The 12,953-nt window shown below is 45.2% G+C and carries 14 protein-coding genes; 8 read left to right on the forward strand and 6 right to left on the reverse strand.

Going from position 1 to position 12,953, the window contains the following annotated elements:
• Positions 1-73 precede the first annotated feature (73 nt).
• Positions 74-790 carry a ribose-5-phosphate isomerase RpiA gene (gene rpiA / locus QUA01_RS16070; protein WP_333090695.1) on the forward strand — a complete coding sequence of 239 codons (717 nt, stop codon included), beginning with the start codon at positions 74-76 and terminating at the stop codon, positions 788-790.
• A gap of 329 nt (positions 791-1,119) precedes the next feature.
• On the opposite strand, the gene QUA01_RS16075 is transcribed toward rpiA, so the two are convergent.
• Positions 1,120-1,296, reverse strand: a complete 177-nt coding sequence (locus tag QUA01_RS16075) for a hypothetical protein (RefSeq protein ID WP_333090752.1) — start codon at positions 1,294-1,296, stop codon at positions 1,120-1,122.
• On the opposite strand from QUA01_RS16075, the gene QUA01_RS16080 reads away from it, so the two are divergent.
• On the forward strand, positions 1,256-2,440 hold the full coding sequence (locus tag QUA01_RS16080; RefSeq protein WP_442921551.1) for an aldo/keto reductase: 1,185 nt from the start codon (positions 1,256-1,258) through the stop codon (positions 2,438-2,440). The two genes, QUA01_RS16075 and QUA01_RS16080, sit on opposite strands and share 41 nt — an antisense overlap.
• A gap of 217 nt (positions 2,441-2,657) precedes the next feature.
• Positions 2,658-3,413 (forward strand): Fe-Mn family superoxide dismutase, encoded by a 756-nt coding sequence (locus tag QUA01_RS16085; RefSeq protein WP_333090697.1) that lies wholly within the window; start codon positions 2,658-2,660, stop codon positions 3,411-3,413.
• Positions 3,414-3,471: 58 nt separating this feature from the next.
• Here QUA01_RS16085 and rsmG read toward each other — a convergent pair whose 3' ends face one another.
• Together rsmG and QUA01_RS16095 are read right to left on the reverse strand one after the other, a co-directional pair.
• Positions 3,472-4,215, reverse strand: a complete 744-nt coding sequence (rsmG, locus tag QUA01_RS16090) for a 16S rRNA (guanine(527)-N(7))-methyltransferase RsmG (protein ID WP_333090698.1) — start codon at positions 4,213-4,215, stop codon at positions 3,472-3,474.
• A gap of 233 nt (positions 4,216-4,448) precedes the next feature.
• Positions 4,449-5,120 carry an ABC transporter ATP-binding protein gene (locus tag QUA01_RS16095; protein WP_333090700.1) on the reverse strand — a complete coding sequence of 224 codons (672 nt, stop codon included), beginning with the start codon at positions 5,118-5,120 and terminating at the stop codon, positions 4,449-4,451.
• A 389-nt stretch (positions 5,121-5,509) separates the two neighbouring features.
• On the opposite strand from QUA01_RS16095, the gene QUA01_RS16100 reads away from it, so the two are divergent.
• Together QUA01_RS16100 and QUA01_RS16105 are read left to right on the forward strand one after the other, a co-directional pair.
• Positions 5,510-6,529 (forward strand): Sll0314/Alr1548 family TPR repeat-containing protein, encoded by a 1,020-nt coding sequence (locus QUA01_RS16100; protein WP_333090702.1) that lies wholly within the window; start codon positions 5,510-5,512, stop codon positions 6,527-6,529.
• A gap of 15 nt (positions 6,530-6,544) precedes the next feature.
• On the forward strand, positions 6,545-7,006 hold the full coding sequence (locus QUA01_RS16105) for a DUF3531 family protein (protein ID WP_333090703.1): 462 nt from the start codon (positions 6,545-6,547) through the stop codon (positions 7,004-7,006).
• Between the two features lie 251 nt (positions 7,007-7,257).
• Here the strand turns inward: QUA01_RS16105 and QUA01_RS16110 are convergent, their stop codons facing one another.
• Positions 7,258-7,623, reverse strand: coding sequence for a phage holin family protein (locus tag QUA01_RS16110; RefSeq protein ID WP_333090704.1), 366 nt, complete (start codon positions 7,621-7,623; stop codon positions 7,258-7,260).
• 21 nt (positions 7,624-7,644) lie between these two features.
• A complete protein-coding gene (ychF, locus tag QUA01_RS16115) occupies positions 7,645-8,736 on the reverse strand; it encodes a redox-regulated ATPase YchF (protein ID WP_333090706.1) in 1,092 nt (363 codons plus the stop codon).
• Between the two features lie 121 nt (positions 8,737-8,857).
• On the opposite strand from ychF, the gene QUA01_RS16120 reads away from it, so the two are divergent.
• A complete protein-coding gene (locus QUA01_RS16120; RefSeq protein ID WP_333090708.1) occupies positions 8,858-9,217 on the forward strand; it encodes a hypothetical protein in 360 nt (119 codons plus the stop codon).
• A gap of 137 nt (positions 9,218-9,354) precedes the next feature.
• Here the strand turns inward: QUA01_RS16120 and QUA01_RS16125 are convergent, their stop codons facing one another.
• Entirely contained in the window at positions 9,355-9,615 is a 261-nt protein-coding gene (locus QUA01_RS16125; RefSeq protein WP_333090710.1) for a gamma-aminobutyric acid A receptor, epsilon-like protein, read from the reverse strand.
• A gap of 301 nt (positions 9,616-9,916) precedes the next feature.
• Here QUA01_RS16125 and QUA01_RS16130 point away from each other — a divergent pair, with 301 nt between their 5' ends.
• Complete coding sequence (locus tag QUA01_RS16130) at positions 9,917-11,188, forward strand: glycosyltransferase (protein ID WP_333090711.1); 1,272 nt, start codon at positions 9,917-9,919, stop codon at positions 11,186-11,188.
• Between the two features lie 50 nt (positions 11,189-11,238).
• A complete protein-coding gene (locus QUA01_RS16135; RefSeq protein ID WP_333090712.1) occupies positions 11,239-12,825 on the forward strand; it encodes an aminotransferase class I/II-fold pyridoxal phosphate-dependent enzyme in 1,587 nt (528 codons plus the stop codon).
• Positions 12,826-12,953: the final 128 nt, after the last annotated feature.

The raw sequence follows: 12,953 nt of genomic DNA on the forward strand, positions 1-12,953 counted from the left end.
TTTCTGCGCTCTCTGCGGTTAAATAAATCCATAATAAATGGTATAATCTTAAAACTATTAAGGAGTACCGAACATGACCACAGAACAAGATGCCGTAAAATTGATGAAACAGCAAGTCGGCTTTGCAGCAGCCGATCGCGTAAAATCTGGTATGATTGTCGGACTCGGCACGGGGTCAACTACAGCTTATACTATTCAAGCATTGGGCGATCGCATAAAATCAGGTGAACTCAAAGATATCAAGGGAGTCCCGACATCCTTTCAATCAGAAGTATTGGCCAAACAATACGGAGTGCCGCTGACAACATTAGATGAGATTGACAGAATTGACGTAGCTATAGACGGCGCTGATGAAGTCGATCCCCACCTCAACTTAATTAAAGGTGGCGGCGCAGCGCACACCCGCGAAAAAGTTGTCGATTACCTCGCAACTCAGTTTATTGTAGTAGTTGACAGTTCCAAAATGGTAGATAAATTGGGCTCTACTTTTCGCGTACCCATCGAAGTAATACCGATGGCAATCACCCCCGTTACTCGCGCCATCGAAAAATTGGGCGGCAAACCAGAACTCCGCATGGGAATCAAAAAAGCCGGCCCAGTAATTACCGACCAAGGTAACATGGTAATTGATGTCAAATTTGATGACATTCCTAACCCCGCAGAAATGGAAAAAACATTGAATAACATTCCTGGTGTGTTAGAAAATGGCTTATTTGTAGGCTGTACTGATTTAGTTTTAGTCGGCGAAATCAAGGAAGGCAAACCCGCAGTTCGGGAGATTTCTAAATAGTCAAAGCTGACCTGCAGCTTGTCAAAAAAATCCTGGTTGAACAGGCATCTTGCCTGTTCTAAACAAAACTATTATAAGGTAGAGTGCAGTCTAAAAAAACAAAAAGCCTGTTTGATTAATGTATATTAACCACCAATAAATTTAGGACTTTATTGATAACTGCAATCATGATTATGGTTCCTGATTCCTGATGATGTTGGAGGTTCGCTCGGAGGGACAGCACTAATAACTAATAACTAATAGCTAATAACTAATAACTAATAACTAATAACTAATGACTAATGACTAATGACTGCTAAGCTAAGAGGGCGGGCACGGGGGCACCGCCCCTACCGACTAATGACTAATGACGTTGGACTTCTTCCCTCTTCCCTCTTCCTTCTTCCGACGGACTTACATCCGTTACATCCCGTACATTGCTCGTTGCCGAACTTCCTTCTTCCTTCTTCCTTCTTCCTTCTATTTATGATGCAATATCGCAGATTCGGCCGCACAGAATTATCCATGCCCGTCTTTTCCTGTGGCGGTATGAGATATCACCACAAATGGCAAGACGTGCCAGTAAATGAGATTCCACCAGAGAATCAACAAAATGTAGAAGCCACAATTCGTTATTCTATCGAATGCGGCATCAATCACATAGAAACTGCTCGCGGTTACGGCACTTCCGAGATGCAGTTGGGCTTAATTTTGCCGCAGTTTACCCGCGAAAAATTGATAGTTCAAACAAAAGTAAATCCCCAAGCCAACTCCCAGGAGTTTCGCGAAGAATTTAATAAATCCTTAGCTTATTTGCAACTAGAATACGTCGATTTATTTTCCTTACACGGCATTAATACGTGGGAATTGCTAGAGGAATCTATGCGTCCCGGCGGCTGCATGGATGTTGCTAAACAATTGCAAGCAGAAGGCAAAGTTCGGTTTATTGGTTTTGCAACTCACGGGCCGACGGATGTGATTGTTAAAACCATTGAAACCAATCAATTTGATTATATTAACTTGCACTGGTACTACATCAATCAAATTAATTGGCCCGCAATTGAAGCGGCAAAACGTCACGACATGGGCGTTTTTATTATCAGCCCTTCTGACAAAGGCGGTCAACTTTACAACCCATCGCAAAAATTGGTTGATTTGTGCTATCCCCTGAGTCCGATGGTGTTTAATGATTTGTTTTGTTTGTCGCACCCGCAAGTACATACTTTGAGTTTGGGTGCTGCCAAACCTGAAGATTTTAACGAGCATCTGACAACTGTAAAATTGTTAGATAGAGCCGATGAATTGTTGCCGCCGATATTAGCAAGGTTGGAAAAGGCAGCGATTGATAAATTAGGAGAAGATTGGTTTAAGACTTGGGATGTCGGTTTACCAACTATCGAAAATACTCCCGGAGAGGTTAACATTCGTGTGATTTTGTGGCTGTGGAATTTGGCGAATGCTTACGATGCGATCGACTATTGCAAGATGCGCTACAACCTCTTAGGTAACGCCAGCCACTGGTTTCCCGGCAAAAAAGCCGATCGCCTCAATGAATTGGACTTGCGCCGCTGTCTCGCCCACAGCCCCCACGCTGCCAAAATTCCCGGTATTCTGCAAGCAGCAGATCTGCTTTTTGGAGGCGAATCCGTGCAGCGTCTTTCCCAAGAATAATCAAAAAAAAACCCGGTTTCAATATAGAAACTGGGTTAGTTAACCGGAACACATGAGTTTTACTCAAGCGCACACAATTAGCGTATACTCAAAAAACTCTCACAACCATCACCCATCCGTCTCATCCATTCGGGCGATATAACTTTTTTTTCCAAACTCGCTCCCATTTTGCTTTAATCTGAGATCAAACAGTTAATAATCCACTTAGGTATTTTTTATGACTCTCAAACGCCGAGATTTTTTGTATTTGCTGACAGCTAGCGTCGGAGCTCTTACCGCAGGTGCTTGCCAAGCATCAGGAAATAATGTACTGCAAGCAAGTTCAGCTTCCAAAGACACAAAAATAGCTCAAACTCCCGGGCCTTTTACACTGCCGCCTCTACCTTACGAATACAACGCTTTAGAACCGCACATCGACGCGCGGACAATGCAGTTTCACCACGACAAACATCACGCTGCTTACGTTAAAAACCTTAACGAAGCTGTTAGTAAACACCCGGATCTCAAAAATGTAACTGTTGAAAATATGCTCAGAGATTTGAGCAAAGTGCCGGAAGATATTCGCACAACCGTGCGTAATAACGGCGGCGGACACCTCAATCACAGTATGTTTTGGGAAATCATGAGTCCCACAGGCGGCGGCGAACCCACAGGAGCAATTGCCACAGCAATCAAGCAAAATTTCGGCAGTGTTAGCGATTTTCAAGCAAAATTTAACGAAGCCGGTACTAAGCGTTTTGGCAGCGGTTGGGTGTGGCTAGTCCGCAATAAAGCCGGCAAGCTTGAGATTACAACTACTGGCAATCAAGACAGTCCTTTCAGTGATGGCAACTATCCAATTATGGGCAATGATGTTTGGGAACACGCTTATTATCTCAAATACCAAAACCTGCGTGCTGACTATTTGAAAGCTTGGTGGAATGTGGTTAATTGGGCGGAAGTTAACAAACGCTATGAAAAGGCGATCGGTTAGTTTAACAAAGATAAGATGGCGGTTGTTTCAACCGCCGTCTGATCTGAAACGGCTTCAGCTAGCGAGTAGGGCGATCGAACTGCTGTACAGTTTTCCGCAAGTAAACGCAGTGGCGCGCCCCCTGACTCGTCGGCGTTGTAAATGATTCGACTGACTCAAGTGTGCCGCCCAAACGCTCGATCGCACTTTGCAAATCCGTCTCTTCCTCCGCCGTCCAATTCCCCCGGTAAAGCACAGCCAAACCGCCATTTTTCAGGAAAGGTAGCGCGTATTTAGCACAAGCAGAAGCGGCTCCAACAGCCCTCAGAAGAGCTAAATCGTAAGCTTGTTTGTGCGGCAACTGTCGGGCAATTTCATCGGATCTGCCCAGCAAAGTCACAGCATTTGCGATCCCTAAAGACGGCAAAACAGTATCCAAGAAAGTAATTTTCTTACGAGTAGAATCGAGCAAGGTGACAGATAAATCCGGCAGGGCGATCGCAATCGGCAACCCTGGAAAACCGCCACCAGTCCCGATATCAATCGCTTTCAACGGGCGATCGGCGGGAGAATCGTTATTTTCCGCCAAATTTTGATTAGCTGGCAGCAGTCTCGCAATTCCCCGCAGAGAATCCCACAAATGTTTTTCCCAAAACTCAACAGGTTCAGTAATTCGAGTTAAATTCAAGGAACGATTTCCCTCAACAATCAACTCGTAAAGCCGCTGAAATTGTTGCTGCTGCGACTCATCCGGCTGCCAATTCAGCGTTTGTTGCCACAACTCATTCATTTCGGGCAACACAGGCACTGTCATCTGATTCATCTTCTATTCCTACTATTTCGTAAACTCTGCAAATTCTCTCCGCTCCAAAATACCTAAAAATGCTTCACAGATACTAGATTCGGGTAACATATCTCTTTGATGATTCGGCGGTTGAAACCGCGTCTACATAAACGATGTCGGCCTGCGCCGACTGGTTGATAAAGAGGATACCCAACCCGGATTTGGTATGACTACTGACTACTGACTACTGCCAACTGCCAACTGCCAACTGACTACTGACTAACAAAACTCGTTTCCTTAGCTTCTAACTTAGCCCGATCGACCTCCTGCAAATCCCCGTGGTCTAAAGTCCAAAATTTATCAGCAACGCTCAACAAATCGCTGGCATCGTGAGTGACAATCAACAAAGTCCAGTGACTTTTCAACTTACCCAACAAGCTTACCAACTGCCGGCGCATCGACCAATCCAAACCCGCCGTCGGTTCGTCCAAAAGCAGCAAATGCGGCTGCCGAATTAGCTGCACCGCCAGGGCTACCCGCCGCTGTTGTCCACCGCTCAAAGCGTGGGGAGAACTACGCAACGGCAAATGTCCGAGTCCCACTTCTGCCATTGCTGAGTTAATTTGTTCTTGTCCCAATTCAGGATGTCCCAGTCGCAATTCTTCTAAAATTGTGCCTCCGCAAAAATGCCTTTCGGGAAACTGGAACACTAAACCTCCTAACTGTTGCAAGTGTTCCGGTGTTAATTCTTGTTCGCGCCAGCGGATGTCGCCGCTAGTTTTTTCTGCTAAACCTGCTAATATTTCTAAGAGGGTACTTTTGCCGGAGCCACTGCGGCCTACAATCAGCCCCATTTGTTGCGATGGCAGTTCTAAGTTAACATTTTTCAGAATAGCCTTCGGACAGGCTGTAGGATGATAAACTAAGTTTTTTAGATAAAGCATTAACGCAATTGGTAATTGGGAATTGGGAATTAGGAATTGGGAATCTTGTATCCCTCAGCTTCTGGTTGTGCTATTAATAGTTAAGGCTGTTTTTAAATCGTGCCGATCGCCCAAAATAATTTTACATAAAATTTACATAAATCTTTACAAAAAATTCCCGTTTTTTTTGAGCTTGGGCGTTTGATTTTTAACTTATTTCATGGTATATTCTAATAATGGAAATCTGTCTTTTTAGATATAATTAGTGACACTCCCATTATTAAAATATACCGCAACAGCCGGAAAAAATCAAGCAAATTCAATTCTTTTTTTGCTCGCGGCTCTCTAGGTCTGAGAACGTAACTCATAGGTTTCTAGTTTACACTATATTACACCAGTGAGAATTGACAATGACAAAAAACCCTTTAGCATCGCTTGGGAAACAAATGTTAAATTCTAAACAGACAGTGCGGGCGATCGCCCTTGGAGCAAGTGCGATCGTCCTGAGCATCTGCATTAACTCCGCAGTAGCGGGCGATCCTTTTCGCAGCAGCAACCCACAGGCGATCGGGCCCAACACCGAAGCAGCCTTCAAAACAATGTTTGAACAAGGAAACTACAAACAAGCAAAAGTCCAAGTTCAACAAGCACTATTAGCCGAACCAAACGAACCGCTAGCCTATGCAATGGCAGCCTCCCTATCATACATCGAGCAAGACTTCAACTCGATGAATTCCTACGCGCAAAAAACCCGCGAAGTTGGCGAAAACTTGACAAAAACTAACCCATTACGCGGCAACCTATACACAGCAGTCGGTCACTTTCTAGAAGGAGCAAATGCCATAGCAAAAGAAGGAACAGCCAAAGGCGCGCCCCAAGCACTCAACAAACTGCGAGTAGTATTTCAATACCTAGATGCAGCCGAAAAAATAGCTCCCAACGACCCAGAACTCAACCTGCTTAAAGGCTACATGGACTTAATGCTAGCCACAAACCTGCCATTTTCCAACCCCAGCGAAGCCATTAAACGACTGGAAGACAAAGCTTCTCCCCGCTACTTAGCTTATCGCGGCATGGCAGTAGGCTATCGAGACTTAAAAAAATACGATCGCGCCCTAGAATTTGCTAACAAATCCCTAGCAGAAACGCCAAACAATCCAGAAATTCTTTATCTCAAAGCACAAATCTTGTTTTCCGAAGCCAGGGGAAAAGAAAGCAACAAAACCCTACTAGAAGAAGCCCGTCAAAACTTCGACGCAGCCTTAGTCAAACCAGACCAACTACCGCGCAGCCTAGTAGCCGAAATCTTCTTTCAGCAGTGTAAAACCCGCAACCGTCTCGACAGCAAATCTCGCAACTGCGACCCAATGCGCGATAAAATTAGAGATGCAGGTGGCATCTGGGGGCCCACGGCTTTACCACCACTATAAAAATACCAAAAAACCATGAAAGTACAGTTTCGCGAGTTTAACCCCTTTGACCTCTGGATTTGGCTGAAGTTTAGCAACGTGCCTTCAAACGGTGAAAAACAGTATGTTGAAGAAGTATTTGACTCTTGGTTTTTTTTGGGAAAACTAGGGGGATTTAATGCAGAAAATTTGCAAGTTCAAGATGAAGGCTTAGATATCAGTGACATGGATTACGATGTTAATCTAGCCGACCAAAGCATGATGGCTTTGATGCACAATATGGGAGAAATGGAGTATCAAGGTTCTTGGGCTCGCTGTTGGTTTGATTTAGGGACTAGCGACGCTATCGGCATCGATATTTTAATTAATGTTTTCCAGCAACTAAGCAAAGAATTCGTGACGGTTGAAGAATTGATTATCGGCGGGGAACATCCAGACTGGCCTGTGGAAAATAGTCGCAGTCGAGACGCTTTTATCCCTGACAATTACTCATCATAGGTCATTAGTCATTGGTCATTAGTCATTAGTCATTAGTCATTAGTCATTGGTCATTGGTCATATCGTTTCCGGTTGCATCGGAATGATTTAACCGCAGAGAACACAGAGGACACAGAGAGAGAATAGAGATATGAATAATTCCGATGCTACCGGATTTGATATCATTGGTCATTAGGGGCGGGTTTTGCCGGGGATATTTGCTATAGCTAACAACACAGATAAACCCGCCCCTTCCGCGTTGCTTTCTCTATCTACCGCACGCTTGGTAGCGTACTCAACAACTGATAAAGAATAGAGTTAATAAAACCGAGGGCTACAGCGCCCAACAAAGCACTCCAAATTCCCCACCGCAAGCGAAATCCTTCGACTAGCCAAGCAGCCAATCCAAAGATAGCAGCGTTGATAACAATCATAAACAAACCAAAAGTTATCAATACAAAGGGAAAACCAAAAACTACAAAAAGCGGCCGCACCAAAGCATTCAGCAATCCAAAAACTGCCGCCGAAACCATCGCTTTTCCAAAAGTGTCAATGTCCACCCCGATAGGTAACTTGGAAATAATAAAAAAGCTCACCGATGTTACCAACCAAGCAATTGCCAGCGAAACGATATCCATTTGCTTATCTCCTGAAAAAAACTAAACATTAAATCGGAACAACAGCACATCCCCCTCTTGTACAACATACTCTTTTCCTTCACTGCGAACTAAGCCTTTTTCCTTAGCTGCATTCATCGCGCCCGTAGCAACCAAATCTTCATACGCTACAGTTTCGGCCCGGATGAAACCCCGCTCAAAGTCCGAGTGAATTACTCCTGCAGCTTGCGGTGCTAACATTCCCGCTATAATCGTCCAAGCGCGAGTTTCCTTGGGCCCGCTAGTGAAATAAGTCCGCAAACCCAATAATTCGTAAGTAGCTCGAATCAAAGATTTTAAGCCACCTTCAGTCACGCCGAGAGATTCGAGAAAATCTACCCGTTCTTCTTCTGGCAACTCTACCAATTCTGACTCAACTTGCGCCGAAACTATGACAACCTTAGCATTTTCTTTAGCTGCTATTTCCCGAACTTGTTCGACATAGCTATTTCCAGTTCCCAAATCGTCTTCAGACACGTTAGCCGCATAGATAATCGGCTTGTTTGTTAACAATTCTAAGCCTTTAACTAATTCAGCTTCTTCGTCAGTTAAACTGCACTGGCGCACTGGTTTTTCTGCATTCAAAACCACAACCAACTTTTCAAGCACGTCCACTTCTGCTTGAGCTTCCTTGTTGTTGCGGGCTTGTTTGCGAGTGCGATCGAGCCGGCGTTCAATTTGAGCCAAATCTGCTAAAATTAGTTCCAGATTGATAATGTCAATATCTCGCTGGGGTTCGACAGAACCGGCAACGTGAATGATATCATCATTGTCAAAACAGCGGACAACGTGGACGATCGCATCCACGGCCCGAATGTGAGACAAAAACTGATTTCCCAGTCCTTCCCCCTGACTCGCCCCCTTCACCAAACCCGCAATATCCACAAACTCCATCCGCGTCGGCACAGTTTGCACGGATTTGGAAATATTGCTCAGCACCTTCAACCGTTCGTCTGGTACTGCCACGATACCCGTATTTGGCTCGATCGTACAGAAAGGAAAATTAGCAGCAGTCGCCTTAGCATTAGCAACCAGAGCATTAAACAAAGTAGATTTGCCAACATTAGGCAGTCCGACAATTCCGGCAGTAAGCATAGCTATTTAGAAACATATCACTGTATCAAAATATCATAAGCAATAGCAATATATCTGACTTGTCCCTTCTAACTTTTACAGCTAAGCTTGAATAAATATACAACTTGAGGTAGATGGCTCCATGGTTAACAAGTGGTTAAGCAAAGTAACGATCGCTGTGGGGCTGTCGCTGCCTCTGTTAGGGATCACAGCAGCTAGCGTTTTCGCTGAGATGGTCAAAATTTCGGTGATTAACAACAGCGGCAAGACGATGACAGTCCTCCAGTCGGGTAGTTCCGACGATGATTGGGGAGAAAACCTGTTAGACGGTCCGCTTGCCGATCGGGGCACTGTCCCTTTTGAATTTGATTCAGCTGAGTACGAGGGTGATATATCGGGGGGCTGTGTTTTTGATGTCAGGGCCCAATACTCTGACGGCACATACACTGATTTGCGTGGTATTAACTTTTGTAAAGAGAGTTCGATCAACTTCAGTAAGTAGTTAATCGATAATTTAGGCAAAAACCGAGTTTTTTCAAGTCTGATATTCATCAAAAAGATTGGGGACTTTGGAAAAAGTCGGTTTTTGCGATTGACCTCACAAACAATCTTAAACTTCCCGAAGCACTAAAACATAATTTAGATTGGTTCAGGGATTGTCTGAGGAATAGGCTCCGGAACTGTTTGAGGAATCGGCGAGGGTACAGTTTCCGGCACTGGTTCGGGAATTGGCTGCGGAATTGGGGCTGGTACCGGCTCCGGTACTGGGCCAGGAATCGGTTCGGGTACGGGGCCCGGCACCGGTGGCGACGAAGGAATTTCCGGCAGCCCCGGTTCGGTACTGGGAATCTGCGGGCCTGGAAACGGAGTGGGGTTGGGAGAAATCACGGCAATTTTCATAACTCAACATAATTAAGGTAGATAAAAAGATCAAAATACCGCATCTATCTAAATAGTGAAAAGTTATTAAAATTTATATTTTGCACCATTTTAAATCAGCTTTTTGGAGTAGACTACAGCAACCATACTCCTCAAAAATTACTAGCTTTTAGTTACTTCTTAAACCCATCAACAAGCTAGAAAACTTCCTCCCTCACAACACTAAGCTTTAACGAAGAGGTACGATCGCCCCCAACGCCCAACACAAACCACTTATCCCACTACTACCAAAAAAACTTTAACCTCAAAGGAGTATTTACTAATGACACACTTCGGTATTATTTGTCCGGCATCCACCGGCCACCTCAACGCCATGATAGCTTTAGGCTGCGAACTGCTTAGTCGAGGACATCAAGTCACGGTATTTGGCTTCCTCGATGCTCAAGTCCGAACTGTAGCCAGCGGATTAGAATTCCAGTCATTTGCTGAAGAGGAATGTCCCCTCGGAGCGATCGCACAAAACTTGACCGAAATGGGAAAACTCAGCGGACTCGCTGCCTTGCGATATAATCTTAAAGCACTTCCTAAAACTTCGGCTCTTGTTCTCACAAAGGCGACCACCGCTATTAAAAAAGCCGGTGTAGAAGCTTTGCTTGTAGACCAATATTTACTGGAAGGAGGAACGGTTGCAGAAATTCTCAACCTTCCTTTTGTAACTGTATGCAATGGGTTGATGCTGAATCGTGAACCCAACATTCCTCCGATTTGCACTACTTGGGAATATAGTCCAACTTGGAAAGGGCGCTTACGCAACCAAATCGGCTATCAGTTACTAAATTTGCTTACCAAGCCGATTCGAGAGACGATCGCCGAATTTCGCGAAGAGTGGAAATTACCTCTGTACTCTAATCCGAATGATTATTATTCTAAACTCGCTCAACTTAGTCAGCAACCTGCTGAATTCGATTTTCCCAGACAAAATTTACCCCCACATTTCCATTTCACTGGCCCTTATCACAACCCTGCGACGCGCCAACCAGTACCTTTTAGTTTTGAACAATTAACTGGAAAACCATTGATTTATGCTTCAATGGGAACTATTCAAAATCGCTTGCTGGAAGTTTTTCAAATCATCGCCTTTGCTTGTGAAGGGTTAGATGCTCAATTGGTCATCGATCTGGGCGGAGGTGCGACTCCCGAATCCTTGCCAAATTTACCGGGAAATCCGATAGTTGTTGGCTATGCACCGCAATTAGAACTGCTACAAAAAGCAACGCTCACGATTACTCACGCTGGGATGAATACGAGTCTGGAATCTTTGAGCAATGGAGTGCCTATGGTGGCAATTCCTGTGGCAAATGACCAGCCTGGAGTGGCAGGGCGCATTGCTTATACGGGTGTTGGTGAAGTGGTTGCTTTGAAGGAATTGAGCGTGACTAAATTGCGATCGGCAATTGAGAAAGTCCTAACCCAAGAGTCGTATAAAAAAAGGGCGATCGAGATGCAAGAGGCAATTGTGGGATCGGGCGGAGTCAAAAAAGCGGCTGATATTATTGAACAGGTTATATTGACAGGTAAGCCAGTCTTAGCTTAGTGGAGGGTTGATATCCCTCTTCCTGAAAAGGCAAATTTAGCCAATCACGGATGAACTCTCAAACCAAAACACCTCTATTAGATGCTTTGCGCGATCGCACAAATCATCCGCACACCCCATTCTACGCCCCCGGACATAAACGCGGACAAGGAATCTCAGGGCCATTAATTGACTTATTCGGTGCAACAGTATTTCGATCGGATTTGCCCGAATTGCCGGAGTTAGACAATCTCTTTAACCCAGAAGGTGCAATTGCCGAAGCTCAAGAATTAGCCGCCCAAGCATTTGGAGCCCAATCAACTCGGTTTTTGGCTAACGGTTCGACTTGCGGAATTATCGCCGCCATCTTAGCAACTTGCGGCCCCGGCGATAAAATTATCCTACCTCGAAATATCCACTCATCCGCGATTTCAGGTTTGATTTTATCCGGCGCAATTCCGATTTTTGTCAATCCAGAATACAACCCGGATTGGGATATTGCCAACAGCATCACCCCAGAAGCCACAGCAGCAGCCCTAGAACAACATCCCGACGCGAAAGCAGTAATGGTCGTCTACCCAACCTATCACGGCGTTTGCGGGGATTTGCGGGCGATCACCCAAATTACCCATCAATACAACATCCCGTTATTAGCAGACGAAGCCCACGGCGCGCACTTTAACTTTCACCCAAACTTACCAGAACCGGCCCTATCAGCCGGGGCAGATTTAACGGTACAATCAATCCACAAAACCCTCGGTGCAATGACACAAGCATCGATGCTGCACCTCAAGGGCGATCGTATAAATATCCAAAAACTCGATCGAGCATTGCAGCTAGTACAATCCACCAGTCCCAGCTACTTATTGTTAGCATCATTAGACGCCGCCCGCCAACAAATCGCCCTCCACGGCAAAGAATTAATGGCTCAAACCTTACTATTAGCAGACACAGCGCGCGATCGTCTCAATCAAATTCCCGGCTTATCAGTTTTAGAACCATCAAACACGCCCGGTTGTGCCGCATTAGACAGAACGAGGCTAACAGTAAAAGTATCCGATTTAGGCATCACAGGATTTTTTGCAGATGAAATCATGCACTCGGAACTCGCAGTCACAGCAGAACTTCCCATGCCGCAACATCTCACATTTATTATCAGTTTGGGGAATACAGAATCAGATATCGACAATCTAGTTAAAGCTTTCACAGTTTTAGCAGAAAGAAGCAAGTTCGACAGCGATCGATGTGCGGGATTTAACGGATTTAATAGCTCGATATTTCAGCAAGAAGCAACAAGCAAGAAGCAAGATTGTTCCCATTCCCCCCTCTCCCCCTCTCCCCCTCTCCCACTCCCTCATTCTCCCCCTCTCCCACTCCCTCATTCTCCCCCTCTCCGACTCCCTCATTCTCCCCCTCTTCCCCTCTCCCCCCGCGATGCCTTCTTTTCCGCAGTGGAAACTGTAGCTGCAGACAAAGCGGTCGATCGCCTGTGCGCCGAGCTCATCTGTCCCTATCCCCCAGGAATACCAGTTTTGATGCCCGGTGAAATCATTACCCCAGAAGCCGTTGACTACCTGCAACAAATCCTTGCCGCCGGCGGAAAAATCACAGGTTGTAGCGATCCCGACCTCCAAACTCTCAAGGTTGTGCGACAGTAAATATGAAGGAGATCGAAAGTAGCAAATAGTGCTTTCCTCCCTTGGGGTTGCCAACTGCCAAACTGACAACTGACAACTACCAACTGACAACTGACAACTGACAACTGCCTTCTATTTAAAATCAAACT

It is taken from the genome of Microcoleus sp. S36a_B3 (genome assembly GCF_036700745.1).
In the GTDB taxonomy this organism is placed as follows: Bacteria; Cyanobacteriota; Cyanobacteriia; order Cyanobacteriales; family Microcoleaceae; genus Microcoleus.